At 47.1% G+C, this 26,925-nt stretch carries 20 protein-coding genes, 4 tRNA genes and 3 rRNA genes; 10 read left to right on the top strand and 17 right to left on the bottom strand.

Annotation, left to right across the window (positions count from 1 at the left end):
* Positions 1-61 precede the first annotated feature (61 nt).
* Positions 62-2,077 carry a DNA helicase Rep gene (gene rep / locus A8140_RS00715; protein ID WP_005536480.1) on the bottom strand — a complete coding sequence of 672 codons (2,016 nt, stop codon included), beginning with the start codon at positions 2,075-2,077 and terminating at the stop codon, positions 62-64.
* 170 nt (positions 2,078-2,247) lie between these two features.
* On the opposite strand from rep, the gene A8140_RS00710 reads away from it, so the two are divergent.
* The 4 genes from A8140_RS00710 (at position 2,248) to ubiK (ending at position 7,474) form a co-directional block, all read left to right on the top strand.
* Positions 2,248-2,832: a TetR/AcrR family transcriptional regulator gene (locus tag A8140_RS00710; RefSeq protein ID WP_005536479.1), complete on the top strand. Its 585-nt coding sequence runs from the start codon at positions 2,248-2,250 to the stop codon at positions 2,830-2,832.
* 18 nt (positions 2,833-2,850) lie between these two features.
* Positions 2,851-3,957 carry an efflux RND transporter periplasmic adaptor subunit gene (locus tag A8140_RS00705; RefSeq protein ID WP_010650398.1) on the top strand — a complete coding sequence of 369 codons (1,107 nt, stop codon included), beginning with the start codon at positions 2,851-2,853 and terminating at the stop codon, positions 3,955-3,957.
* A gap of 11 nt (positions 3,958-3,968) precedes the next feature.
* Positions 3,969-7,091, top strand: a complete 3,123-nt coding sequence (gene vmeD / locus A8140_RS00700) for a multidrug efflux RND transporter permease subunit VmeD (RefSeq protein ID WP_005536477.1) — start codon at positions 3,969-3,971, stop codon at positions 7,089-7,091.
* Positions 7,092-7,222: 131 nt separating this feature from the next.
* Positions 7,223-7,474 carry a ubiquinone biosynthesis accessory factor UbiK gene (gene ubiK / locus A8140_RS00690; protein WP_005427244.1) on the top strand — a complete coding sequence of 84 codons (252 nt, stop codon included), beginning with the start codon at positions 7,223-7,225 and terminating at the stop codon, positions 7,472-7,474.
* A gap of 463 nt (positions 7,475-7,937) precedes the next feature.
* Here ubiK and ilvC read toward each other — a convergent pair whose 3' ends face one another.
* On the bottom strand, positions 7,938-9,422 hold the full coding sequence (ilvC, locus tag A8140_RS00685) for a ketol-acid reductoisomerase (RefSeq protein ID WP_038863995.1): 1,485 nt from the start codon (positions 9,420-9,422) through the stop codon (positions 7,938-7,940).
* 142 nt (positions 9,423-9,564) lie between these two features.
* On the opposite strand from ilvC, the gene ilvY reads away from it, so the two are divergent.
* Entirely contained in the window at positions 9,565-10,455 is an 891-nt protein-coding gene (gene ilvY, locus A8140_RS00680) for an HTH-type transcriptional activator IlvY (protein WP_005537245.1), read from the top strand.
* 427 nt (positions 10,456-10,882) lie between these two features.
* Here ilvY and A8140_RS00675 read toward each other — a convergent pair.
* From A8140_RS00675 to A8140_RS00640, 7 genes are all read right to left on the bottom strand, one after another.
* Positions 10,883-10,959: transfer RNA gene (locus A8140_RS00675), tRNA-Asp, on the bottom strand.
* A 31-nt stretch (positions 10,960-10,990) separates the two neighbouring features.
* Positions 10,991-11,107: ribosomal RNA gene (gene rrf, locus A8140_RS00670) — 5S ribosomal RNA — on the bottom strand.
* An 87-nt stretch (positions 11,108-11,194) separates the two neighbouring features.
* Positions 11,195-14,084 (bottom strand): 23S ribosomal RNA (locus A8140_RS00665).
* A 315-nt stretch (positions 14,085-14,399) separates the two neighbouring features.
* Positions 14,400-14,475: transfer RNA gene (locus A8140_RS00655), tRNA-Val, on the bottom strand.
* A gap of 30 nt (positions 14,476-14,505) precedes the next feature.
* Positions 14,506-14,581 (bottom strand) — tRNA-Lys (locus tag A8140_RS00650).
* 2 nt (positions 14,582-14,583) lie between these two features.
* Positions 14,584-14,659: transfer RNA gene (locus A8140_RS00645), tRNA-Glu, on the bottom strand.
* A gap of 91 nt (positions 14,660-14,750) precedes the next feature.
* Positions 14,751-16,303, bottom strand: a 16S ribosomal RNA gene (locus tag A8140_RS00640).
* The 16S, 23S and 5S rRNA genes sit together here with 4 tRNA genes alongside, the layout of an rRNA operon.
* A 492-nt stretch (positions 16,304-16,795) precedes the next feature.
* Here A8140_RS00640 and A8140_RS00630 point away from each other — a divergent pair.
* Entirely contained in the window at positions 16,796-17,347 is a 552-nt protein-coding gene (locus tag A8140_RS00630; protein ID WP_005535485.1) for a gamma carbonic anhydrase family protein, read from the top strand.
* Positions 17,348-17,361: 14 nt separating this feature from the next.
* On the opposite strand, the gene A8140_RS00625 is transcribed toward A8140_RS00630, so the two are convergent.
* The 4 genes from A8140_RS00625 to tsaC all read right to left on the bottom strand — a co-directional run bounded on the left by A8140_RS00625 (position 17,362) and on the right by tsaC (position 20,070).
* Entirely contained in the window at positions 17,362-17,625 is a 264-nt protein-coding gene (locus A8140_RS00625; protein ID WP_005535487.1) for a DUF1488 family protein, read from the bottom strand.
* A gap of 3 nt (positions 17,626-17,628) precedes the next feature.
* Entirely contained in the window at positions 17,629-18,462 is an 834-nt protein-coding gene (gene aroE / locus A8140_RS00620; RefSeq protein ID WP_005535489.1) for a shikimate dehydrogenase, read from the bottom strand.
* A gap of 98 nt (positions 18,463-18,560) precedes the next feature.
* Positions 18,561-19,478 carry an oxygen-dependent coproporphyrinogen oxidase gene (hemF, locus tag A8140_RS00615; RefSeq protein ID WP_005535491.1) on the bottom strand — a complete coding sequence of 306 codons (918 nt, stop codon included), beginning with the start codon at positions 19,476-19,478 and terminating at the stop codon, positions 18,561-18,563.
* 34 nt (positions 19,479-19,512) lie between these two features.
* Complete coding sequence (gene tsaC / locus A8140_RS00610) at positions 19,513-20,070, bottom strand: L-threonylcarbamoyladenylate synthase type 1 TsaC (RefSeq protein ID WP_005535492.1); 558 nt, start codon at positions 20,068-20,070, stop codon at positions 19,513-19,515.
* Between the two features lie 199 nt (positions 20,071-20,269).
* On the opposite strand from tsaC, the gene purE reads away from it, so the two are divergent.
* The gene (purE, locus tag A8140_RS00605; RefSeq protein ID WP_005535494.1) at positions 20,270-20,761 is read left to right on the top strand and encodes a 5-(carboxyamino)imidazole ribonucleotide mutase; all 492 of its coding nucleotides are present in this window, start codon (positions 20,270-20,272) and stop codon (positions 20,759-20,761) included.
* Between the two features lie 4 nt (positions 20,762-20,765).
* Entirely contained in the window at positions 20,766-21,899 is a 1,134-nt protein-coding gene (locus tag A8140_RS00600) for a 5-(carboxyamino)imidazole ribonucleotide synthase (protein WP_005535497.1), read from the top strand.
* Positions 21,900-21,963: 64 nt separating this feature from the next.
* On the opposite strand, the gene A8140_RS00595 is transcribed toward A8140_RS00600, so the two are convergent.
* Genes A8140_RS00595 through A8140_RS00580 form a run of 4 tightly spaced genes read right to left on the bottom strand, consistent with a single transcriptional unit; the run spans position 21,964 to position 25,225 of the window.
* Positions 21,964-22,533, bottom strand: coding sequence for a DNA topoisomerase family protein (locus A8140_RS00595; RefSeq protein WP_005535498.1), 570 nt, complete (start codon positions 22,531-22,533; stop codon positions 21,964-21,966).
* A gap of 22 nt (positions 22,534-22,555) precedes the next feature.
* Complete coding sequence (locus A8140_RS00590; RefSeq protein WP_005429833.1) at positions 22,556-23,035, bottom strand: DUF494 family protein; 480 nt, start codon at positions 23,033-23,035, stop codon at positions 22,556-22,558.
* A 2-nt stretch (positions 23,036-23,037) separates the two neighbouring features.
* Positions 23,038-24,147: a DNA-processing protein DprA gene (gene dprA, locus A8140_RS00585; RefSeq protein WP_005535500.1), complete on the bottom strand. Its 1,110-nt coding sequence runs from the start codon at positions 24,145-24,147 to the stop codon at positions 23,038-23,040.
* A complete protein-coding gene (locus tag A8140_RS00580; RefSeq protein ID WP_005535502.1) occupies positions 24,131-25,225 on the bottom strand; it encodes a LysM peptidoglycan-binding domain-containing protein in 1,095 nt (364 codons plus the stop codon). Before A8140_RS00580 ends, dprA begins: the two co-directional genes overlap by 17 nt.
* Before the next feature lie 138 nt (positions 25,226-25,363).
* On the opposite strand from A8140_RS00580, the gene def reads away from it, so the two are divergent.
* Positions 25,364-25,882 (top strand): peptide deformylase, encoded by a 519-nt coding sequence (gene def / locus A8140_RS00575; RefSeq protein ID WP_005535504.1) that lies wholly within the window; start codon positions 25,364-25,366, stop codon positions 25,880-25,882.
* A gap of 33 nt (positions 25,883-25,915) precedes the next feature.
* A complete protein-coding gene (gene fmt / locus A8140_RS00570) occupies positions 25,916-26,863 on the top strand; it encodes a methionyl-tRNA formyltransferase (protein WP_005535506.1) in 948 nt (315 codons plus the stop codon).
* The last annotated feature ends 62 nt before the right edge of the window (positions 26,864-26,925 follow it).

Below are 26,925 nucleotides of genomic sequence, written 5' to 3'. Positions count from 1 at the left end.
ACGAAAAAGGCTTACCACTTGGCAAGCCTTTTTGTTTTTAGCAAGTTAGAACCACGTTGTTCTATTTCTTAAACATTGCTCGAATATTGGCGATATGTGCTTGTCCTTTTGCCATACGCTCTTCTGCCGATACTGGCTTTTTGTTTGCTTCCCATTCAACGTCATCAAATGGTAGTTCATCCAAGAAGCGGCTTTGCGTCGGCTTGATCAATTCACCAAACTGTCGGCGCTCCTTACACATGGTAAACGTCAGCTCACGCTGCGCACGAGTAATACCCACGTACATTAGGCGACGTTCTTCTTCAACGTTATCTTCATCAATACTGGTCTGGTGCGGCAGAATGCCCTCTTCCGAACCGATCAAGTACACGAACGGGAACTCAAGACCTTTTGAAGCATGCAGGGTCATCAATTGAACCGCATCACTGTCCTCATCTTCTTCACCGCGCTCCATCATGTCACGTAGAGTAAGACGTTGAACTACCTCTTTTAACGTCTTCTCTTCTTGGTCGTAGTTATCACCTTCTAGGTCGGCCACAATCCAAGAGTAAAGGTCAGAAACGTTCTTCATGCGCATTTCAGCCGCTTTCGGGCTTGCTGACGTTTCGTATAGCCAGTCCTCATAATGAATATCACGTACAAGTGAGCGTACCGCTTCAACCGTATCACCACGCTCGGCTTGATCGGCAATCGCCACCAACCATTGAGTAAAACGGCGTAGGTTCTCTAAGCCACGGCCGGTTAGGTGCTGCTCCAATCCCATTTCAAAGCTGACTTCAAACAAGCTCTTACCACGCATGTTGGCGTAGCTACCTAGCTTCTCTAGAGTCACGGGACCAATTTCACGACGCGGCGTATTCACAATGCGTAGGAACGCGTTGTCATCGTCTGGATTCACCAATACGCGCAGGTAAGCCATGATGTCTTTGATCTCTGCTCGAGCGAAGAAAGACGTGCCGCCAGACAGTTTGTATGGCACACGGTTTTGCATCAGTGACTTTTCAATCAAACGAGATTGGTGGTTACCACGATACAAAATCGCATAATCTTTATATTCGGTGCGGTTTAGGAACTTATGCGCAATCAATTCTCCCGTTACGCGTTCTGCTTCGTGTTCCTCATTCTTCGCCAACAACACTTTGAGTTTTTCGCCATCAGGAATTTCCGAAAAAAGCGATTTCTCATATACGTGTGGGTTGTTCGCAATCAAGATGTTTGCCGCACGAAGAATACGACTGGTCGAGCGGTAATTCTGCTCCAACTTAATCAAGCGCAAATTTGGGTAATCTTCACCAAGCAAAACTAAGTTTTGCGGTTTAGCACCACGCCATGAATAGATAGATTGGTCATCGTCACCTACGACGGTCAAACGACCACGCTCGCCAACGATGAGCTTCACCAAGTCATATTGGCTAGTGTTGGTATCTTGATATTCGTCCACCAATAGGTAACGAATGCGGTTCTGCCAACGTTGACGCACTTCTTCATTGTTACGTAGCAATTGCACTGGCAGAGAAATCAGGTCATCAAAGTCGAGCGCGTTGTATGCCTTCATCTGCTTCTGATACATCTCAAAACAGAAAGCAAACAGTTGTTGTTGCTCACCTTGAGCCAACGCTTTGGCTTGCTCTGGTGTCAGCATGTCGTTCTTCCAGTTGGAAATACAACTTAACAACTGACGCAACAAATCTTTATCGCCGTCTAGCTGCTTTTCTGTCAGCTCTTTAAGAAGCGCAAGCTGGTCTTGATCATCAAACAGTGAGAAGCCCGCTTTCAAGCCAAGATATTTGTACTCACGCTTGATGATGTTGAGCCCTAAGGTATGGAAGGTCGAGACCATCAGACCTTTCGATTCAGCTTTACCTAGTGTCTGACCAACACGCTCTTTCATCTCACGCGCAGCTTTATTGGTAAAGGTTACCGCAGCAATATTACGTGCCTTGTAGCCACACTGCTGAACCAAATAAGCGATTTTATTGGTAATTACACGAGTTTTACCCGAGCCCGCCCCAGCAAGTACCAAGCATGGGCCTGATACGTACTTAACGGCTTCGTCTTGTCTAGGGTTCAGCTTCATAAAAATTCTCTGCGGGTGGAAATAGTGGCGCCTATGATAAAGGGGTGACCGTGGGAAAGCTACGCTGATTTTCACCTAACTTTTACACAAAGAGTTTAATATTACATAGCGTAAATGCCCAAAATCTACGCTATAATGAATGAACGTTCATTCATTCCACTGATAAGACTATGGCTACCAATCAAATTCGCAAAGATAAACGAGAGCAAATCGTTATCGCTGCTGAACGTCTAATTGCAGAATCAGGGTTTCAGGGACTCTCAATGCAAAAGCTTGCCGATGAAGCAGGTGTCGCTGCTGGTACGATATATCGTTATTTCTCAGACAAAGAACACTTACTCAAAGAAGTGCGTCTTATAGTCACGACACGAATAGCAGAGGCAGTACAGTGCAATGTGGATGATAGTATGCCTTTGAAACAACGCTTTAGAACAATGTGGATGAATATCTGGCACTTTGCCGGAGCTAATGTAAATACCTTGAGCAACCGTCTTCAATACGACGCATTACCCTGCCCAACACAAGCTTGTACGAGAGAACATGAGAGGAAACTATTCATTCACGTAGATCGTCTCTTTGATCAAGGAAAAGCAGAAGGGCTTTTTAAACCTCTCGCAAATGAGGTGCTATCTGGGCTTAGTTTCGAAGCAAGCGTGGCACTTGCAAGGAAACATGCCTTGGGGATCTATCAACTGGATAAGCATGCAGTAGACGCGGCAATTGAAGCCAGTTGGGACGCAATTATTAAACACTAATTTGGAGTTCTAAATAGAATGAAAAAGTGGACTTTCTTTATGGTGCTAATCGCAATTCTCCTATTTGGGAGTGTGATAGGCTTCAACTTATTCAAACAGCAAAAAATTGCCGAATACATGGCAAACCGTCCAGAGCCTGAATTCCCTGTAACCGTGACCGAAGTACAAGCGGTAGATTGGGTTCCCGTTATTGAAGCGATCGGCTTTATTGAACCTAATCAAGGTGTGACTGTCGCCAACGAAACTAGTGGAGTAATCGATAAGATTTCGTTTGAGTCAGGAACTCAAGTGGATACTGGTCAGTCTTTAATACACCTAGACTCCGATGTTGAAAAGGCAAACCTTCAGAGCTCACAAGCCAGACTGCCTGCCGCAAAAGCCAAATATAAACGCTACCAGGGTCTCTTCAAAAAAGGCTCTGTATCCAAGGAAGCGTACGACGAGGCTGAAGCAAACTACTTCTCGCTGAAAGCGGATATTGAAAGCCTTAAAGCAACCATAGACCGCCGTGAAATAAAAGCACCATTTACTGGTGTAGTTGGTATTCGTAATGTTTATCTTGGACAGTACCTACAAGCTGGTACCGATATCGTGCGCCTTGAAGACACCAGCGTGATGCGTCTACGTTTCACTGTTTCCCAAACAGATATCTCTCGCATCAAGCTAGACCAAGAGGTAGACATCTTTGTTGATGCTTACCCTGACAAGCCATTCAAAGGCTCTATCTCGGCGATTGAACCAGCAGTTAACGTTCAAAGCGGTCTGATCCAAGTGCAGGCAGACATTCCAAACAGCGATGGCAAACTTCGCAGTGGTATGTTCGCTCGTGCCAATATCATTCTACCAAAGCTAGAGAACCAAGTAACGCTGCCGCAAACGGCTATCACGTTTACGCTGTACGGCGATAACGTCTACATTGTTACTGAAGAAGACGGTGAAAAACGGGTAAAACAGCACGTTGTGAAAGTGGGTGAACGAACAAAAGACATCGCGCATATCCTAAATGGCGTGAAACCGGGTGACCTCGTAGTAACCTCTGGGCAAGTTCGCCTTAGTAACCATGCAAAAGTGACCATCGTTGAAGATGCCGCACTTACACCACCTGCTGAAACACCAATGCTTTAATTGGAGGCATAATGCGCTTTACTGATGTTTTTATTAAACGTCCAGTTTTAGCGGTATCGATCAGCTTTTTGATTGCGTTGCTTGGTTTGCAAGCCGTATTCAAGATGCAAGTTCGTGAATACCCTGAAATGACAAACACGGTGGTTACCGTAACCACCAGTTATTACGGTGCGAGTGCCGACCTTATCCAAGGCTTTATTACCCAGCCTTTGGAGCAAGCCGTCGCTCAGGCCGATAACATCGACTATATGACTTCATCCTCGGTGCTTGGTACATCTACCATCACTGTAAACATGAAGCTGAACACTGACCCAAATGCAGCGCTGTCTGATATCTTGGCGAAAACCAACTCGGTTCGTTCACAGCTTCCAAAAGAAGCGGAAGACCCAACAGTAACCATGTCGACTGGCTCGACTACCGCGGTACTGTACATCGGTTTCACCAGTGACGAGTTGTCTTCTAGCCAGATCACTGACTACCTTGAGCGTGTAATTAACCCTCAGCTATTTACGGTAAACGGTGTGTCGAAGGTGGACTTATACGGTGGTATGAAATACGCGCTCCGCGTATGGCTAGATCCAGCGAAAATGGGCGCACTTAAGCTGACAGCAACCGACGTGATGACGGTACTAAACGCCAACAACTATCAGTCGGCAACTGGCCAGGCGACAGGTGAATTCGTACTTTACAACGGTAGCGCAGATACTCAGGTATCCAACGTTGCTGAACTCGAGGCACTAGTTGTTAAAACAGGTGAAGGTGACGTAATTCGTCTTGGCGACATTGCAAAGGTCACATTAGAAAAGAGCCACGACATTTACCGTGCGAATGCGAACGGTCAGGAGGCAGTAGTTGCTGCAATCAACGCGGCACCAAGCGCTAACCCAATCAACATTTCGGCAGATGTACTGAAGCTTTTGCCTCAATTAGAGCGTAACTTGCCAAGTAACATCAAAATGAACGTGATGTACGACTCAACGATCGCCATCAATGAATCTATTCACGAAGTTGTGAAAACCATTCTTGAGGCGGCAGTGATCGTACTTGTTGTGATCACTTTGTTCCTTGGTTCATTCCGTGCGGTAATTATCCCTATCGTTACTATCCCGCTTTCATTGATTGGTGTTGCGATGGTGATGCAGGCAATGGGCTTCTCATGGAACTTGATGACACTTCTGGCAATGGTACTCGCCATCGGTCTGGTAGTGGATGATGCGATCGTGGTTCTTGAGAACGTCGACCGCCACATCAAAGAAGGGGAATCGCCGTTCCGTGCAGCCATCATAGGTACTCGTGAAATCGCCGTACCAGTAATCGCAATGACGCTAACCCTAGGTGCAGTGTACGCGCCGATCGCGCTGATGGGCGGTATCACGGGCTCTCTATTTAAAGAGTTCGCATTAACCCTAGCTGGTGCAGTATTTGTGTCCGGTATCATCGCGCTAACTCTGTCACCGATGATGTGTTCAAAAATGCTTAGGGCAAACGAAGAGCCAAGCAAGTTTGAACAAAAAGTACACCACGTATTGGATGGCATGACCAACCGCTACGCAAAAATGCTGACCGCTGTTATGGCACACCGCCCAGTGATCATTGCTTTCGCTATCATCGTGTTCGCAACGCTACCAATCCTGTTTAAGTTTATTCCAAGTGAATTGGCTCCTTCAGAGGACAAAGGCGTAGTGGTACTGATGGGAACAGCACCATCGAATGCAAACTTGGACTACATTGAACATACCATGAGAGACGTGAATAAGATTCTGTCTAATCAGCCGGAAGTGGAATATGCTCAAGTGTTTAATGGTGTACCAAACTCAAACCAAGCGTTCGGTCTAGCGACTCTAAAACCTTGGAGTGAGCGTGAGGCAAGCCAGGCAGATATTACCAAGCGTGTAGGTGAGTTGGTTTCTCACGTACCGGGCATGTCTGTAACCGCATTCCAGATGCCAGAGCTTCCTGGTGCCGGTTCAGGTCTACCGATTCAGTTCGTTATCACTACGCCAAACAGCTTCGAGAGCTTGTTTACTATCGCAAGTGACATCCTAGCTGATGTATCTACTAGCCCACTATTTGTCTACTCAGATCTGGATCTAAACTACGATTCAGCAACGATGAAGATCAGCATCGACAAAGACAAGGCTGGTGCGTACGGCGTGACCATGCAAGACATTGGTGTAACACTAAGTACCATGATGGCGGACGGTTACGTGAACCGTATCGACCTAAACGGTCGTTCATACGAGGTTATCCCTCAAGTTGAACGTAAATGGCGCCTTAACCCAGAGTCGATGAAGAACTACTACGTTCGCTCAGTTGACGGTAAAGCAGTTCCACTGGGTAGCTTGATCACGATTGATGTTGTAGCAGAGCCTCGCTCACTGCCTCACTTCAACCAGCTAAACTCAGCAACCGTTGGTGCAGTACCTTCACCAGGTGTTGCAATGGGTGATGCGATCAACTGGTTCGAAGACGTGGCACAAAACAAACTGCCATCGGGCTACAACCATGACTACATGGGTGAAGCTCGTCAGTTTGTAACGGAAGGTAGCGCACTATACGCCACATTCGGCTTGGCTTTGGCGATCATCTTCCTAGTACTGGCGATTCAGTTTGAATCTATCCGCGATCCAATCGTAATCATGGTATCTGTGCCGCTAGCGGTATGTGGTGCATTGATTGCTCTGGCGTGGGGTACGGCATCGATGAACATCTACTCGCAGGTTGGTTTAATTACTCTGGTTGGTCTGATCACCAAGCACGGTATCCTGATCTGTGAAGTAGCGAAAGAAGAGCAGTTACACAACAAACTGTCTCGTATCGATGCAGTAATGGAAGCGGCGAAAGTTCGTCTACGTCCAATCCTGATGACAACAGCGGCGATGATTGCAGGTCTGATCCCACTGATGTACGCAACAGGCGCAGGTGCGGCTCAGCGCTTCAGTATCGGTATCGTAATCGTTGCTGGTCTAGCGATCGGTACACTGTTTACGCTATTCGTATTGCCTGTGATTTACAGCTACCTAGCTGAGAAACACAAGCCACTACCAGTGTTTGTTGAAGACAAAGACTTGGAAAAGCTCGCTCGAGTCGATGAAGCAAAAGCTGCTCATCGCGAATTAGCTGATAACAAGTAAGCATAAAGCACTAAGAAAAAGGTCACCTCGGTGACCTTTTTTATTGCTGCTCTCTTTTTTGCCATCTAAATGGCGACTTTCCCGTATCATTTACATAGAATGTGGGCAAATCAAAAGGAGTTTTAGCCACTATGTTTGACCCAAAGAAATTAGAGCAAATCGCTAAACAAATTCACGAATCAATGCCACAGCCAGTAAAAGAGCTAGGCGCGGATGTTGATCAAAAAGTTCGCCAAGTAATCCAAGGTCAGCTAAACAAGCTAGACGTAGTTAGCCGCGAAGAATTCGACGTACAAACTCAAGTTCTGCTGCGTACTCGTCAAAAGCTGACAGAAATGGAAAAGAAATTGGCAGAGCTTGAAGAAAAGCTAGCTGATAAATAAGCGAGAAGCGAGAAGCGAGAAGCGAGAAGCGAGAAGCGAGAAAATTCTTAAGGGTTGGCGTGTGCACGTCAACCCTTTTTGTTTTTCGGGATTCGGGATTCGGGATTCGGGATTCGGGATTCGGGATTCGGGATTCGGGATTCGGGATTCGGGATTCGGGATTCGGGATTCGGGATTCGGGATTCGGGATTCGGGATTCGGGATTCGGGATTCACATCTATTTTGTCTTCTTAAGGACAAATTCAGTCAACACTTACGATACCTTTACTTCTATCAATTCTATCCCAACGAACATATCTCGACTCCAACAGCGAAGGTGTCCCACAGTTCGAAGAAAAAATCGTTTCCATAAAAACAAAAAGGCTTGGTCAACGGCGACCAAGCCTTTTGATTAGATGTTGTGTTTTATTTTGTATTTATTGACCCCAGTCTATCTAGAGTTCTTTACTAACTTGGATAGGAGTTAGCCGCCTACTGCAATGTTCTTCATATCAGTCATGTAACCACGTAGCTCTTCACCAATGTACTCCACTGGGTGGTTACGGATAGCATCATTTACAGCGATAAGAGTCGCGTTATCTACTTGGTTAGAAGTTTCACCTAGCCCTTTACCAATTACGTCAGTATTTACTGCTGGCATAAACTTCTCACGTAGAAGCGGTGTTGCTACGTTAGCGAACAGGTAGTTACCATATTCCGCAGTGTCTGAGATAACCACGTTCATCTCGTATAGGCGCTTACGTGCGATAGTGTTCGCAATCAGTGGTAGCTCGTGCAGAGACTCGTAGTAAGCAGACTCATCGATGATGCCAGATGCCGTCATTGCTTCAAACGCTAGCTCAACACCCGCACGAACCATAGCAACCATCAGGATACCGTTGTCGAAGTACTCTTGCTCAGAGATTTCTACGTCAGTTTCTGGGTAGTTTTCGAAAGCAGTTTCACCCGTTTCTGCACGCCAGCCTAGTAGGTTAACATCGTCGTTCGCCCAGTCAGCCATCATAGTGCTAGAGAAGTGACCTGTGATGATGTCATCCATGTGCTTGTTGTATAGCGGACGCATCAGCTGTTTTAGCTCTTCAGAAAGCTCAAATGCTTTTACTTTTGCTGGGTTTGATAGACGATCCATCATGTGAGTGATACCACCAAACTTCAGTGCTTCAGTGATGGTTTCCCAACCATATTGAAGAAGCTTACCTGCATAGCCTGGATCGATACCGTCAGCAATCATCTTCTCGTAACATACGATAGAACCAGCCTGTAGCATGCCACAAAGGATTGTTTGCTCACCCATTAGGTCAGATTTCACCTCAGCAACAAAAGAAGACTCTAGACAGCCAGCACGGTGACCACCTGTTGCTGCAGCCCAGGCTTTCGCGATATCCCAACCTTCGCCTTTAGGGTCGTTCTCTGGGTGAACAGCGATAAGAGTCGGTACACCAAAACCACGCTTGTATTCTTCACGAACTTCCGTACCCGGACACTTAGGTGCAACCATTACTACCGTTAGGTCTTTACGGATTTGCATACCTTCTTCAACAACATTGAAACCGTGTGAGTAACCTAGTGCTGCGCCTTCTTTCATTAGCGGCATTACTGTCTCAACAACGTTTGTGTGCTGCTTATCTGGAGTAAGGTTTACAACTAGGTCAGCTTGTGGAATTAGCGTTTCGTAGCTACCTACTTCAAAACCGTTGTCTTTTGCGTTTTTGAATGACTGGCGCTGCTCATCGATAGCTGCCTGGCGAAGTGCATAAGCAACGTCTAGACCAGAGTCACGCATGTTCAGACCTTGGTTAAGGCCTTGAGCACCACAACCTACGATGACCACTTTCTTACCTTTTAGGTAATCTGCTTCTGATGCGAATTCTTCGCGGTCCATAAAGCGACAACGACCAAGTTGGTCCAATTGCTCACGCAAGTTTAGGGTATTGAAATAGTTAGCCATCTGGGTGCTCCTTAACATTCTTCCATAGAGGTAGGTATTTATGTTACCGAATGAGTTCATACTAAAACAGACATTCTGTTGCTGAAAGTGATATATTCACAATTACTTATTGCAATTAATGCAACATGGACGTGAAGATTTAATGAACATCAAAAGCCTGCAATTATTCATTCATCTATGTGATAGCAAGAGCTTTGCTAAGACAGCAGCAGCAATGCACATCAGCCCTTCCGCACTGAGTCGGCAGATCCAGAAATTGGAAGAAGAAACACATCAACAGCTGTTCTTGCGTGATAACCGAAGTGTCGAATTAACGGTTCAAGGTAAGAAGCTATTACCCGTAGCACTGAAGATCTTAGGTGAGTGGCAGCAGTACCAAAGTTATGTCAAAGGGACAGAAGACGAGTTAAAGGGTGAGATACGTTTATTTTGCTCGGTAACCGCAAGTTACAGCCACCTCCCAGAGCTAATTTCTGAATTCCGCATTCAGCATCCATTTATCGAATTCAAACTCTCTACTGGCGATCCAGCGCAAGCCATCGATAAAATATTGGCAGATGAGGCTGATATCGCGATCTCTGCTAAGCCAGACCAACTGCCCGCTAAGGTCTCCTTTGAACCAATCAGTGAGATTCCCCTGTCGGTGATAGCGCCAGTTGGAGTCAGCAGCTTTGCAGAAGAACTGCAGAAAGAAAGTCCGGATTGGTCAACGATCCCTTTCATTGTCCCAGAAGCAGGCACAGCAAGAGAAAGAGCGAATGTTTGGTTCAAGCAAATGAAGATTAAACCAAATATCTACGCACAGGTGGCAGGACATGAAGCCATTGTCAGTATGGTGGCCTTGGGCTGCGGAGTCGGTATTGCACCAGATGTGGTAATCAACAACAGCCCTGTCAGAGAGAAGATAAATAGGCTTAAAGTTTTACCTATCAAACCATTCGAGCTCGGTGTTTGCTGCATTAGAAGCCAGCTGGAAAACCCTTTGGTTAAAGCATTATGGGAAGTAGCAGAAAGTAAATATATCTCACTGTAGGCATACATCATTCAAATAAGTATTCGAAGCCCGTTACACAAGTAACGGGCTTTTTAGTTACAGTAAACGTCGAATGCAAAATATAGAGCGCAACACCAGTACTCATATAAGAAAGGCAGTATTAGAAATGTGTTTAGAACAAGTAAGCACTTACATTTAGCTACTTTTAAGATTTAGAAAATAAGCTCTATCGAAGAGAAATATGATCTTTACCTGACTGAATGAGCTCTTCAGCACAGTACAAAGATTTGAGAATATCAGATACGAAAAAGCCCTAGCATTTCTGCCGGGACGCGCAGTTCAAGGCTTTGTCTAAATAAGTGGCGGACGGTCGGGGTTGCGGGCAACCGGGACTCGTTCCCTGAAAGGGAAATTATTATGCTCTAAAACGACAAAACCCAGTCCGAAGACTGGGTTTCTAAATAAGTGGCGGAGCGGACGGGACTCGAACCCGCGACCCCCGGCGTGACAGGCCGGTATTCTAACCAACTGAACTACCGCTCCGCACTGGTTAGACCTTAAGTCTAAATTTAAAGCCTGGCGATGTCCTACTCTCACATGGGGAAGCCCCACACTACCATCGGCGCTAATTCGTTTCACTTCTGAGTTCGGAATGGAAATCAGGTGGGTCCAAATCGCTATGGTCGCCAAGCAAATTCTTTAATTCGGAAAGCTGTTTCAGTTCTTACACATTCAATTCGTTCTTGCTTTGAGTCCATCAAAACCCCTTGGGTGTTGTATGGTTAAGCCTCACGGGCAATTAGTACAGGTTAGCTCAACGCCTCACAACGCTTACACACCCTGCCTATCAACGTTCTAGTCTCGAACAACCCTTTAGGATACTTAAAGTATCAGGGAAGACTCATCTCAGGGCTCGCTTCCCGCTTAGATGCTTTCAGCGGTTATCGATTCCGAACTTAGCTACCGGGCAATGCGTCTGGCGACACAACCCGAACACCAGAGGTTCGTCCACTCCGGTCCTCTCGTACTAGGAGCAGCCCCCTTCAATCTTCCAACGCCCACGGCAGATAGGGACCGAACTGTCTCACGACGTTCTAAACCCAGCTCGCGTACCACTTTAAATGGCGAACAGCCATACCCTTGGGACCGACTTCAGCCCCAGGATGTGATGAGCCGACATCGAGGTGCCAAACACCGCCGTCGATATGAACTCTTGGGCGGTATCAGCCTGTTATCCCCGGAGTACCTTTTATCCGTTGAGCGATGGCCCTTCCATTCAGAACCACCGGATCACTATGACCTGCTTTCGCACCTGCTCGAATTGTCATTCTCGCAGTCAAGCGGGCTTATGCCATTGCACTAACCTCACGATGTCCAACCGTGATTAGCCCACCTTCGTGCTCCTCCGTTACGCTTTGGGAGGAGACCGCCCCAGTCAAACTACCCACCAGGCACTGTCCGCAACCCCGATAAGGGGTCGACGTTAGAACATCAACACTACAAGGGTGGTATTTCAAGGACGGCTCCACTAATACTGGCGTACTAGTTTCAAAGCCTCCCACCTATCCTACACATGTAGGGTCAATGTTCAGTGCCAAGCTGTAGTAAAGGTTCACGGGGTCTTTCCGTCTAGCCGCGGGTACACTGCATCTTCACAGCGATTTCAATTTCACTGAGTCTCGGGTGGAGACAGCGTGGCCATCATTACGCCATTCGTGCAGGTCGGAACTTACCCGACAAGGAATTTCGCTACCTTAGGACCGTTATAGTTACGGCCGCCGTTTACCGGGGCTTCGATCAAGAGCTTCGACCGAAGTCTAACCCCATCAATTAACCTTCCGGCACCGGGCAGGCGTCACACCGTATACGTCATCTTACGATTTTGCACAGTGCTGTGTTTTTAATAAACAGTTGCAGCCACCTGGTATCTGCGACTCTCAATAGCTCCATCCGCAAGGGACTTCACCGTCGAGAGCGTACCTTCTCCCGAAGTTACGGTACCATTTTGCCTAGTTCCTTCACCCGAGTTCTCTCAAGCGCCTTGGTATTCTCTACCCGACCACCTGTGTCGGTTTGGGGTACGATTCCTTACAATCTGAAGCTTAGAGGCTTTTCCTGGAAGCATGGCATCAATGACTTCACTACCGTAGTAGCTCGACGTCGTGTCTCAGCCTTAAGAGAAACCGGATTTACCTAATCTCTCAGCCTACGCACTTGAACCTGGACAACCGTCGCCAGGCCCACCTAGCCTTCTCCGTCCCCCCATCGCAATTGTAAGAAGTACGGGAATATTAACCCGTTTCCCATCGACTACGCCTTTCGGCCTCGCCTTAGGGGTCGACTTACCCTGCCCCGATTAACGTTGGACAGGAACCCTTGGTCTTCCGGCGAGGGGGTTTTTCACCCCCTTTATCGTTACTCATGTCAGCATTCGCACTTCTGATACGTCCAGCATGCGTTACCACACACCTTCAACCGCTTACAGAACGCTCCCCTACCCAATGCACTAAAGTGCATTGCCGCAGCTTCGGTTTACTACTTAGCCCCGTTACATCTTCCGCGCAGGCCGACTCGACCAGTGAGCTATTACGCTTTCTTTAAATGATGGCTGCTTCTAAGCCAACATCCTGGCTGTCTGAGCCTTCCCACATCGTTTCCCACTTAGTAGTAATTTGGGACCTTAGCTGGCGGTCTGGGTTGTTTCCCTCTCCACGACGGACGTTAGCACCCGCCGTGTGTCTCCCGGATAGTACTTACTGGTATTCGGAGTTTGCAAAGGGTTGGTAAGTCGGGATGACCCCCTAGCCTTAACAGTGCTCTACCCCCAGTAGTATTCGTCCGAGGCGCTACCTAAATAGCTTTCGGGGAGAACCAGCTATCTCCAGGTTTGATTGGCCTTTCACCCCTAGCCACAAGTCATCCGCTAATTTTTCAACATTAGTCGGTTCGGTCCTCCAGTTGATGTTACTCAACCTTCAACCTGCCCATGGCTAGATCACCTGGTTTCGGGTCTATATCCAGAGACTGAACGCCCAGTTAAGACTCGGTTTCCCTACGGCTCCCCTAGATGGTTAACCTTGCCACTGAATATAAGTCGCTGACCCATTATACAAAAGGTACGCAGTCACACCACGAAGGTGCTCCTACTGCTTGTACGTACACGGTTTCAGGTTCTATTTCACTCCCCTCACAGGGGTTCTTTTCGCCTTTCCCTCACGGTACTGGTTCACTATCGGTCAGTCAGTAGTATTTAGCCTTGGAGGATGGTCCCCCCATATTCAGACAGGATATCACGTGTCCCGCCCTACTCGATTTCACTTTAAATGCGTTGCCGGTTACGGGGCTATCACCCTGTATCGCACAACTTTCCAGAAGTTTCACCTGACGCATAAAAAGCTTAAGGGCTAGTCCAATTTCGCTCGCCGCTACTTTCGGAATCTCGGTTGATTTCTTTTCCTCGGGGTACTTAGATGTTTCAGTTCCCCCGGTTCGCCTCGCTGCGCTATGTATTCACGCAGCGATACTAGCTTATGCTAGTGGGTTTCCCCATTCGGAAATCCCAGACTCAAATGGTTTTTACTACCTAATCTGGGCTTATCGCAAGTTAATACGTCCTTCATCGCCTCTGACTGCCAAGGCATCCACCGTGTACGCTTAGTCACTTAACCATACAACCCGAAGGAGTTTCGAGTTGAAGTCAAATCACCAAAGTTGTCTGCAATTTTTATACATGATGCAGACTCGATTTTGCCGGACTCAAATTCCAAGAACACTTGAATGTGTTGTTTGGAGTATTCAATTAAGAATACTTTGAGAACTTTACAAACAATCTTAAAGATTGTTTTGTCAGCTTTCCAAATTGTTAAAGAGCTATGTTTCTTCACAAGGAAGTACATTTTCTAAATACTTTCAGAGACGAAAATTCTAACCACGTACGTTTTACTGAAGTGGTTTGGAATTCCTATCCAAAAATACTTAGAGAATGGTGGGCGATACCGGGCTCGAACCAGTGACCCCCTGCTTGTAAGGCAGGTGCTCTCCCAACTGAGCTAATCGCCCACATAAGTTTTAATTCTTCGTGGAGAAGAATGGTGGGTCGTGCAGGATTCGAACCTGCGACCAATTGATTAAAAGTCAACTGCTCTACCAACTGAGCTAACGACCCAATGGTATCCCGTAGGGGAGTCGAACCCCTGTTACCGCCGTGAAAGGGCGGTGTCCTAGGCCTCTAGACGAACGGGACACTAAGTTGAACATCTTGGGAGATGTTCTATCTCTTTTACTTTATAAACCGTATCAATCTGTGTGGACACTCATCGTGAGTAATCATCGTATAAGGAGGTGATCCAGCGCCAGGTTCCCCTAGCGCTACCTTGTTACGACTTCACCCCAGTCATGAACCACAAAGTGGTAAGCGTCCCCCCGAAGGTTAAACTACCTACTTCTTTTGCAGCCCACTCCCATGGTGTGACGGGCGGTGTGTACAAGGCCCGGGAACGTATTCACCGTGGCATTCTGATCCACGATTACTAGCGATTCCGACTTCACGGAGTCGAGTTGCAGACTCCGATCCGGACTACGACGCACTTTTTGGGATTCGCTCACTCTCGCAAGTTGGCTGCCCTCTGTATGCGCCATTGTAGCACGTGTGTAGCCCTACTCGTAAGGGCCATGATGACTTGACGTCGTCCCCACCTTCCTCCGGTTTATCACCGGCAGTCTCCCTGGAGTTCCCGACATTACTCGCTGGCAAACAAGGATAAGGGTTGCGCTCGTTGCGGGACTTAACCCAACATTTCACAACACGAGCTGACGACAGCCATGCAGCACCTGTCTCAGAGTTCCCGAAGGCACCAATCCATCTCTGGAAAGTTCTCTGGATGTCAAGAGTAGGTAAGGTTCTTCGCGTTGCATCGAATTAAACCACATGCTCCACCGCTTGTGCGGGCCCCCGTCAATTCATTTGAGTTTTAATCTTGCGACCGTACTCCCCAGGCGGTCTACTTAACGCGTTAGCTCCGAAAGCCACGGCTCAAGGCCACAACCTCCAAGTAGACATCGTTTACGGCGTGGACTACCAGGGTATCTAATCCTGTTTGCTCCCCACGCTTTCGCATCTGAGTGTCAGTATCTGTCCAGGGGGCCGCCTTCGCCACCGGTATTCCTTCAGATCTCTACGCATTTCACCGCTACACCTGAAATTCTACCCCCCTCTACAGTACTCTAGTCTGCCAGTTTCAAATGCAATTCCGAGGTTGAGCCCCGGGCTTTCACATCTGACTTAACAAACCACCTGCATGCGCTTTACGCCCAGTAATTCCGATTAACGCTCGCACCCTCCGTATTACCGCGGCTGCTGGCACGGAGTTAGCCGGTGCTTCTTCTGTCGCTAACGTCAAATAATGCAGCTATTAACTACACTACCTTCCTCACGACTGAAAGTGCTTTACAACCCGAAGGCCTTCTTCACACACGCGGCATGGCTGCATCAGGCTTGCGCCCATTGTGCAATATTCCCCACTGCTGCCTCCCGTAGGAGTCTGGACCGTGTCTCAGTTCCAGTGTGGCTGATCATCCTCTCAGACCAGCTAGGGATCGTCGCCTTGGTGAGCCCTTACCTCACCAACTAGCTAATCCCACCTAGGCATATCCTGACGCGAGAGGCCCGAAGGTCCCCCTCTTTGGCCCGTAGGCGTTATGCGGTATTAGCCATCGTTTCCAATGGTTATCCCCCACATCAGGGCAATTTCCTAGGCATTACTCACCCGTCCGCCGCTCGACGCCGTTATCGTTCCCCGAAGGTTCAGATAACTCGTTTCCGCTCGACTTGCATGTGTTAGGCCTGCCGCCAGCGTTCAATCTGAGCCATGATCAAACTCTTCAATTTAAGATTTTGTTCGGCTCAATGAATACTGAACATTACATAAAGTAATGTTTTAATTGACTGTGCTGAATCTTTCGATTCAATGGTCACTTCGTTTCATTGAAACCTAATTTGAAGCCGAAGCTTCTAATTGGATTATCATCAACGAGTGCCCACACAGATTGATAGGTCTATATTGTTAAAGAACTTTCCTATTGAGCTTTGCTCAAATCGGACGGCCATTTTAGCGAGTTAAAGTTTAGTGTCAATCACTTTTTTCAAACTTTTTTCAAGCGTTTCCGCTTGGCTAATTGGCTTGCCAACTCAACCTCGTTTCTTTCGAAGCGTTGCCGTGTCAGCGAGGTGGCATTATAGAGATTGCGATCACATTGGCAAGCCCTTTTTCTCGTTTTTTTTGATTTTTTTGCCGTTTGAGTGTTTTTTATTCTAAAAGGCGAGTTTTTACTATTCTTCTTATCAAATATCACCGTTATTAGCGCTTTATAAGGAATAAAGATGAGTTCAATTAGAAGTTATAAAGGTATACGTCCTCAGTTGGGAAAGCGTGTCTACGTCGACTCAACCTCTGTTTTAGTCGGTGATATCCGAATTGGTGATGATTCTAGTATCTGGCCATTGGTTGCAGCTCGTGGCGATGTAAACCACATTCATATCGGTGACCGTACCAACGTTCAAGATGGCAGCGTGCTTCATGTGACACATAAGAATGCGGATAACCCACTCGGCTATCCTCTCATCATAGGTAATGATGTCACCATTGGTCACAAAGTAATGTTGCATGGCTGCGAGATACACGACCGCGTATTAGTAGGTATGGGTGCGATAGTTTTGGATAATGTGGTTGTAGAATCTGACGTAATGATAGGTGCAGGCAGTTTAGTCCCACCAGGGAAGAGGTTAGAAAGCGGCTATCTATATGTGGGAAGCCCAGTAAAACAAGCTCGCCCATTATCAGAACAAGAGCAAGCTTTCCTACAAAAGTCTGCCAACAATTATGTACAAAACAAAAACGACTACATTAATGAGGTGGAAGACATCAATAAGTAGTCTGGCAGAGTCAGCTAGTCGATGATGATGTGGCCTTCTTCATTGAAGGCTTCATCTTCTATTAACTCTTCTGCTATTTCTTCTAGATCAAAGCGATTATCAACGAAAGCCTCAATAGCAGCTTGCTCATTAGCTATGATTAAGCCACTCAACTTTTCTAACTTTTGTTTGGTTACGTAGCATTCAATCAATGCGCCAGCCTGTTGGGCTGCGAAATTGATTGATTGTGATGCTTCATCCCATAATTGCATGTCTGGGAATAGAATGGATTGATTCATCTCTTATTGACCTTCGAGGTTCTTTCTTAATTCTCTGAGTATTTGCTTCGCGCCAGGACGCAAACCACGCCATAACATAAAGCTTTCAGCCGCCTGTCCGACCAACATTCCAAGGCCATCATAAGCATGAGCCGCTCCGTGTTCTTTCGCCCACTGGTTAAAGCTTGTTAACCCCTTGCCATACATCATGTCGTAGCTAGTGCTATTGGTGGAAAAGATAGCAGAAGAGACCGCTGGCAACTCGCCGTTTAATGAAGCAGAGGTTGAGTTAATAATCACGTCGTACGCTTCTTCTATTGTAGTCATCTCCTTCGCTACAATAGGACCGTGTGAGACAAATAAGTCTGCAAGCTGTTGTGCTTTACTAAAAGTACGGTTAGTAATCGTTAAAGAAGCAGGTTTCTGATCAAGGAGTGGTTTAATCACACCACGAGCAGCACCACCAGCGCCAATGACCAGAATTCTCGCGCCTTCCAATACGACTTGATGCTGGAGTAGGTCTTGTACCAAGCCCTCTCCATCGGTGTTGTCACCAATTATTTCTCCGTCGTCTAACTTCTTCAGTGTGTTCACAGCACCGGCTAGCTCTGCTCGCTCAGTAAGACGATTGGCAAATCGATAAGCATCTTCTTTAAAAGGAACTGTCACGTTACACCCTTTCCCATCGTCAGCGAAAAAAGCTTTTGCTGCTTCTACAAAGCCATCAACAGGGGCAGTTTCTGCGGTATACACCAATGACTGATTGGTTTGACGAGCAAACAAGGTGTGAATGAATGGTGACTTGCTGTGTCCGATAGGATTACCAAACACGGCATAACGATCAATTTGCAGAGTCATTTCCTTACCTTTATTCCTTACCCATATATAAAAATAGGGCCATCTGAGTACCGATGACCCTATCACTATCTATCTATGTAGAAAAGGAGATTCAACGCTTACCACTCTCGTGGAGTTAGGTATCGCTCGTAAAGTTCAGCTTCTGGAGAGCCAGTCTGTGGCTCGTAGCTGTATTCCCAACGTGCAAGTGGTGGCATCGACATAAGAATTGACTCTGTACGACCGCCACTTTGCAGACCAAATAGCGTGCCGCGATCGTACACTAGGTTGAACTCAACGTAGCGACCACGACGATAAAGCTGGAATTCACGCTCGCGCTCACCGAACTCGATGTCTTTACGACGAGAAACAATCGGTAGGTACGCTTGGCAGTATCCCTCACCAACCGCTTTGATGTAGTCAAAACACTTGTCGAATTCCCACTGGTTTAAGTCATCAAAGAACAGGCCACCAACACCACGAGTTTCATTTCGGTGTGGAAGGAAGAAGTATTTGTCACACCACGCTTTGTGCTCTGGGTAAACTTCGTCACCAAATGGCGCACAAAGCTGTTTTGCTGTGTCGTGCCATGATTGGCAATCTTCGTCAAAAGGATAGAAAGGCGTAAGGTCAAAACCACCACCAAACCACCAGATTGGGTCTTCGCCATCTTTCTCTGCAATAAAGAAGCGGACATTGGCGTGCGAAGTCGGTACATAAGGGTTTTTAGGGTGAATAACCAAGGAGACACCCATTGCTTCAAAACGGCGACCCGCTAACTCTGGACGATGTGCCGTCGCTGATGCTGGCATTTCATTACCTTCTACATGAGAGAAGTTCACTCCTCCTTGCTCGAAGATATGACCATCACGCAATACGCGAGTACGGCCACCGCCACCAAGACGCTCTCCTTTTTCACGTTGCCATGCATCTTCGACAAAGACGGCCTTTCCATCTTCTTGTTCTAACTGCTGACAAATGGAATCTTGAAGGGACATCAAGAACTGCTTTACGGCGTGCTTATCGATTGCTGACATACGTGTAGTACCTATTAATTGCTGACTAGCAGGGTTAGCCCTGTCTTAATATTTGCGAGGTTTTAGCATCACGAATTTCACTCGGCTTGTCACGACCGCTGGTTTCACCACGTAAGATCGCCACAAGTCTATCGCCTAACTGCTCTTCAACTTCTTCCGTCGTCATACAAGGAGGCTGACCTGTAAGATTCGCGCTGGTAGAGGTTAGCGGCTTTCCGAACGCATTACACATCTTTTGTACTAAAGGATGATCCGTCACACGCACTGCGATTGAATCAAATTGTCCCGATACCCAGTGAGAAACTTTGTCACTTGCAGGCATGATCCACGTGTATGGCCCAGGCCAAGTTGCATGGACTTGATCTAATTGCTCTTGAGTCAGCTGAGATTCATCAATATAAGGCAGAAGCTGCTCATAGCTCGCAGCAATAAGGATTAAACCTTTCTCTACTGGACGCTGTTTTAGCTCTAGCAGTTTTTGAATCGCTTCCGGGTTATCTGGGTCACATCCAACACCAAACACCCCCTCTGTTGGGTAGGCAATCACTTCACCTGTTTGTAGTGCTTTTAGCACCTGTTCAAAGTTCTCCACCGATACTTCCTGATAATCTTTTCTGTTGTGTTTGTACTAAGTGTACAAATATTCATTCTCAGAGACTAAAGCAATTTGTTTATAAAATGTATCAATAGCATTTACAAACACACGCAAACGTTTGCTTGAGGTAAAAATCCCCGTATAATGCGCACAAATTTATCAGCTCACCTAATTTTGCAGCTTGAAGGAGTTTGAGATGAAAGTCGGTATCATCATGGGTTCTAAATCAGATTGGCCAACCATGAAACTAGCAGCGGACATGCTGGATCAATTTGGCGTGTCTTACGAAACAAAGGTGGTGTCAGCTCACCGTACTCCTCAATTGTTGGCTGATTACGCAAGCAGCGCGAAAGAACGTGGCATTAAAGTCATCATCGCAGGGGCTGGCGGTGCTGCTCACCTACCAGGTATGGCGGCGGCGTTTACTAGCGTTCCGGTACTTGGCGTCCCTGTTCAGTCTCGTGCTCTGAAAGGCATGGACTCACTGCTTTCTATCGTACAGATGCCAAAAGGTATTGCGGTTGGTACATTGGCGATTGGTGAAGCAGGCGCAGCAAACGCTGGCATCCTGGCAGCTCAAATCCTTGGTACACATGATGAAACGATCATGGCAAAAGTCGAAGCGTTCCGTAACGAACAAACGGAAACCGTATTGGCAAACCCAAACCCAAACCCTGCTGAGGACTAATCAGATGCATGTACTGGTTCTTGGTGCGGGTCAGTTGGCTCGTATGATGTCTCTGGCTGGTGCGCCACTGAATATTCAAATCTCAGCTTACGACGTGGGCAGCGGTAATATCGTTCACCCACTGACTCAGCACGTACTAGGCAGCGGCTTAGAGAATGCAATTGAACAAGTCGACGTCATTACTGCTGAGTTCGAGCATATCCCACATGATGTGCTCGATGTTTGCGAGGCGAGCGGCAAGTTCCTACCAAGTACGCAAGCCATCAAAGCAGGTGGGGATCGCCGCATTGAAAAGGCATTACTTGATGCTGCTGGCGTGCGTAACGCGAAATACTACGTCATCGAAACTCGCGAAGACTTTGACCGCGCAATTGAACATGTTGGAATGCCAATGGTTCTGAAAAGTGCCTTGGGTGGTTACGATGGTAAAGGCCAGTGGCGCTTAAAAGAAGCTTCTCAAGTCGAAAACATTTGGACAGAGATGGCAGAGTGCATCGCGGCAACACCAACTCAAGCGATTGTTGCTGAGGAATTTGTCCCTTTTAACCGCGAAGTTTCACTGGTTGGTGCTCGCGGTAAAGATGGCAGCATTGAAGTGTACCCACTTGCAGAGAACGTCCATACCAATGGTGTATTGAGCCTTTCTACTGCGATTGATGCGCCAGAGTTGCAAGAGCAAGCAAAACAGATGTTAACAGCTGTTGCCAACAACTTGAATTACGTTGGCGTGTTAACTTTGGAGTTCTTTGACGTTGACGGCACTTTGCTGGTTAACGAAATCGCACCACGCGTGCACAACTCTGGCCACTGGACTCAACAGGGTGCAGAAACTTGTCAGTTTGAGAACCATCTACGCGCCGTGTGTGGCATGCCTTTGGGTAGCACGAAACTGGTTCGTGAAACCTCGATGATTAATATTCTTGGTGAAGACACACTACCAGAAGCATTGTTAGCGATGAATGGTTGCCACATTCATTGGTACGGCAAAGAAAAACGTGCGGGTCGCAAGATGGGTCACATCAACGTATGTGGTGACTATACTGGCGAACTTAATCGCAAACTTTGTGCATTAGCAGATGTTTTGGGTGAACAGGCTTTCCCTGCTGTGCATGAATTTGCCAAGCAGTGGCAAGCCTAGAAAAGCATCGGAATAAATAGCAAAAGGGTCGCATGATGCGACCCTTTTTAATTCGTACTGAAAGTTATTGTGATTGAGTATGCTGGCACTTACGGCTCGCGCATTGCAGTTTAACCCCGCTGGCAAGTTTCTTTTCGACCAACAAGGTAAATCCACACTCCTCACAGCGGCCTCTTACAGGCGGCAAGTTTACCGCAAACTTGCACTTCGGATAGTTATCACACGCGTAGAATGTTTTACCAAATCGGGTCTTACGCTCAACCAAATGCCCTTTACCACATTCAGGGCAAGCATGTTGCTCTTTTGCCTGCTGCTGTGGTTCAGGTTGGTTAATCGACTCAATATGATGGCATGCTGGGTAATGGCTACAACCAACGAACATGCCGTAGCGCCCTTGGCGGAGTACCAGCTCGTTGCCACACTCAGGACAAGGCACACCCAACTCTTTCACAATGTGACCATCATTGCTGTGTAGCGGCTTAATGTAATCGCAACTTGGGTATTGGCTACAACCTAGAAAAGGGCCGTGTTTACCGTGCTTAAGCGAAACTTCCCCACCGCATTTAGGGCAAGGTTCGCGCTCAAGCGCATGCTCGTGTGCCGAGAAAAGGTTGTGATCGATTTTACTACTCATACTCACCGCTCAAGCGAAGATATTAATGAAGAATACCTTGTTCCTTGGTGTACAGCAGCTCTTCCATCAGCGTGTAGGCGTTTTCGTTGCCTGGAACATTAAACAGCACCATAAGGATGATCCATTTAAGGTCCTCAAGCTCAAACTCATTGGTTTCAAGACCCATCACACGGTCGATGACCATCTCACGCGTTTCTGTGGTCAGAACATTGATTTGTTCTAAGAACAACAAGAAACCACGACATTCGAGGTCTAGTCGCTGCATCTCAGATGCGGTATAGATACGTGTCGATGCCGATGCAATGCAGGTTGAAATGGCTGAATGTTCATCGCTTTGTTGCAATGCCGCCAGCTCTTCTAACCAGACAAGGGCTTTGTAGATGTCTTTTTGCTGGAAGCCTGCACGAAGCAATTCATCTTCCAACTCGTCTTGTTCGACCTGTAACTCTGCATCGCTATGGATGTAGGTTTCGAATAGATACATAAGTATATCCATCATCATAGCTAGCCCCTCCCCTTTCGAATATAGCCACCGGATACTGCAACAACATGCCCTGAAAGCTCAAGCTCTAAGAGCTGCATCATGACTTCTTGGACAGGTATATTGGTCCTGCTTGCAAGAATATCAACTGGTGTAGCCTCATTTCCTACGTTAGCTAACAGCTGAGGAAATGGCAATTCTTCTTCATCAATTGGCGCAGAAAATAAATCTAAGCTCTGATTAATAGACCAGTCGAGCAAAGACTGTATTTCATTCAGCACCTCTTGAGTATTTTGTACGAGACAAGCCCCGTTCTGAATCAATTGATTACCGCCACTGGCGTTGGGTGCGTTAATCGAAGCTGGCAGAGCGAAAACTTCTCGACCTTGTTCTAAAGCATAACGCGCCGTAATCAGGGAGCCACTTTTTTCAGCCGCTTCCACCACCAAAACACCCAGTGACAAACCACTGATGATTCGATTACGACGTGGAAAGTTTTCTGCGCGAGGCTTAGCATCTGGACGAAACTCTGAAACAAGCGCTCCAGTTTCAGCCACTCGCTGCGCCAAGCCGCGGTGTCTTGCTGGGTACACTTGTTCTAATCCCGAGCCAAGCACTGCGATGGTTTTACCTCCAGCTAACAGCGCACCATCATGAGCATGGCCATCAATACCCAATGCTAAGCCACTAGTGACGATCAGATCGTGTTGCACCAAGTCAGATGCAAAAGTTCTTGCGTGTTGTAGCCCATCCACACTGGCATTACGGCTGCCAACCATAGCTATTTGAGGTTGAGACAAACAGCTCGCCTCTCCTTTTACAAAGAGTAAAGGAGGCGGTGCGACGGTTTGTTTGAGAAGTGGCGGATACAAAGCATCCGCCAACGTAAGAATATGATGATGAGAAGAAGCTGCAACCCAAGTCAGACAAGCATCGACTTCTTTATCGACCTGCGACCATGCTTGCAACTGTTTTGCCGCTAAGCCCAAAAGCTGAAGCTGCTCTGTCGAGTATTGGACAATATTGCTCGGCGTATCTTTGCTGAGCAGCTTATTCATCTTGACCCCACCGATGCCCGGTAAACAACTAAGCTTTAACCAGGCAGCGAGATCAATATCATTTTGTGGTGTCATTGGTGGTTGATTCCTCAGCCAGAGGAGAAACCACAGACACCTCTTGATTAATTGGCTTGGTGCTATTAGTAACCAGCGCGAGGCTAAAGTATTCATAAGGACGAATGACAAGCAGCTCACCTACTTTGCTTTTTGGCAAAGTAATCTCAGTATCGAGTACACCGTTATCTTTAGCAAAGTCGTCTCCATTCTTGAATACTGGATGCGAGTCCTCTTTTAAGTCAAACACGCTGCCTTGGCGAAGTTCATCCGATGTACCTTTATCAATCACCACCACTTGGTTGGTTGAGCTATAACGAATACCTTCAATGTTACCCAATAGTTTGGCAGAGGTGCCTTGTGGGGATGGGAGAGGATAGAACGTCGCCGTGAAGTCGCCGTTATCTAACGCTTGTACCGGCAAAGCAATATCATTACGGATAATCTCTTGCAGCTGCGTGGTGATCTTCAAACCAGAAAACTCACTGGATGCTTCAACAAGCTCTCCTTTCGCAATCAAACGCAGAGCCGTAATTTTTTGTGATACATCCTCGCGAGAAAAGGTCTCCACCGGTCGATAGATGGCCCACCCAGTCGAAGTTTGCTGACCACTGATGTACAGCGTTTCTTCTGCAGTAAGGAACTTATTGCCTTTGCTGCTACCTATCACTTTCACTGCATTATCTAGTGTCTCATCATCAACTAAACGATCAGACTTCAGATATGGCATCACCAACCCTTCCGCCACAGTCGGTACTGCTTTCTTTTCCGTGATACGGGCTTTTGGGCTGAGCTTTTTGACCGGTTTTAAGCTTAAAACTGGCTGGCCATTAATCCACACTAACGACAACTTATCGCCAGGGTAAATCAGATGTGGGTTATCAATTTCTGGGTTTACCTGCCATAGACGAGGCCACAACCAAGGGCTATCCAGATACATCGCCGAAATATCCCACAACGTGTCACCTTTAACCACAACGTAAGTTTTGGGTGCATCATCTTTAACGGTAAGTGGTTGGGAATCCGTGTTTGCTACGGCACTGAAAGAGAAAAGTAACGGCAACGTAATACGAGAAACGTTGCGGAAAATTCGATTCATGACCCTCGTCCTTGGTCTGTTAGGCAGTTACCAGAATGGAAATTGGTATCAGGATGCTGTCATTTAGGTCATAAAATGTCTAGAATTGAGCCAACAAGGTTTGTGCTGTTACGGCACAGTTCAATATTTCGAGTGAATATGTCTGTATTACAAGTATTAACATTCCCAGATGATCGCCTGCGTACCGTTGCAAAACCTGTAGAAGAGGTGACACCTGAGATTCAAAAAATCGTCGATGACATGATTGAAACCATGTACGACGAAGAAGGTATTGGCCTGGCTGCAACGCAGGTTGATATCCACGAACGTATCGTAGTGATTGATATTTCTGAAACTCGTGATGAGCCTATGGTGCTTATCAACCCTGAGATTCTAGAAAAGCGTGGCGAAGATGGCATCGAAGAAGGCTGTCTATCGGTACCAGGTGCGCGTGCACTTGTGCCTCGCGCTGCTGAAGTTACGGTTAAAGCGCTAGATCGCGATGGCAAAGAATACACCTTTGAAGCCGACGATCTGCTAGCAATCTGTGTTCAACACGAACTAGACCACCTAATGGGCAAACTGTTCGTGGATTACCTATCGCCACTGAAGCGTAAGCGTATTCAAGACAAGCTTGCGAAAATCAAACGCTTTAACGAGAAACAGCAAAACGCTTAATCTCGATACAATTTAATTAGAAGGAAGCCTACCTTGAGTCAGTCTTTACGTATTGTCTTTGCAGGTACTCCGGATTTCGCCGCCCGTCACTTGGCGGCGTTGTTGTCTTCGGAGCACGAAGTAATTGCGGTTTACACTCAACCAGACCGCCCAGCAGGTCGTGGTAAGAAGCTTACTGCAAGCCCAGTAAAAACCATCGCGCTTGAGCACGACATTCCGGTATATCAACCAGAAAACTTCAAATCAGACGAAGCAAAGCAAGAGCTTGCCGATCTGAACGCCGACATCATGGTAGTTGTTGCTTACGGCTTATTACTTCCACAAGTTGTACTAGACACACCTAAACTAGGTTGTATCAACGTACACGGTTCGATTCTTCCTCGCTGGCGCGGCGCGGCCCCTATCCAACGTTCAATTTGGGCAGGTGATGCAGAAACTGGCGTAACCATCATGCAGATGGATATCGGTCTGGACACGGGTGACATGCTAAAAATCGCGACATTGCCGATTGAAGCAAGTGACACCAGTGCGTCGATGTACGAGAAACTGGCTGGCTTAGGCCCAGATGCACTGATCGACTGTCTAGCAGATATCGCCGCTGGCAAAGCAAAGCCAGTGAAGCAAGATGACGAGCTAGCAAACTACGCGAAGAAGCTGAGCAAAGAAGAAGCACGTATCGATTGGAATGACGACGCGGCACATATTGAACGCTGTGTTCGCGCATTCAACCCATGGCCAATGAGCCACTTTGAAGCCGCTGAAAACAGCATCAAGGTATGGCAAAGCCGTGTTGAAGAGCAAACCAGCGACAAACCTGCGGGCACCATCTTGCAAGCAGATAAGACCGGTATCTATGTTGTGACAGGCAACGGCGTATTGGTACTGGAACAACTGCAAGTTCCGGGTAAAAAAGCCATGTCAGTTCAAGATATTCTGAACTCACGTGCATCTTGGTTTGAAGTTGGCACTCAACTGGTTTAAAAAACCAACCATAGTGTCAAACACCAATAATACGAACTTTTAGAGGGCAGAGATGCCCTCCT

It is taken from the genome of Vibrio campbellii CAIM 519 = NBRC 15631 = ATCC 25920, assembly GCF_002163755.1.
GTDB lineage: Bacteria > Pseudomonadota > Gammaproteobacteria > Enterobacterales > Vibrionaceae > Vibrio > Vibrio campbellii.
Note: the sequence above shows the minus strand (reverse complement) of the source record. Positions and strands in the feature narration are given on the sequence as shown.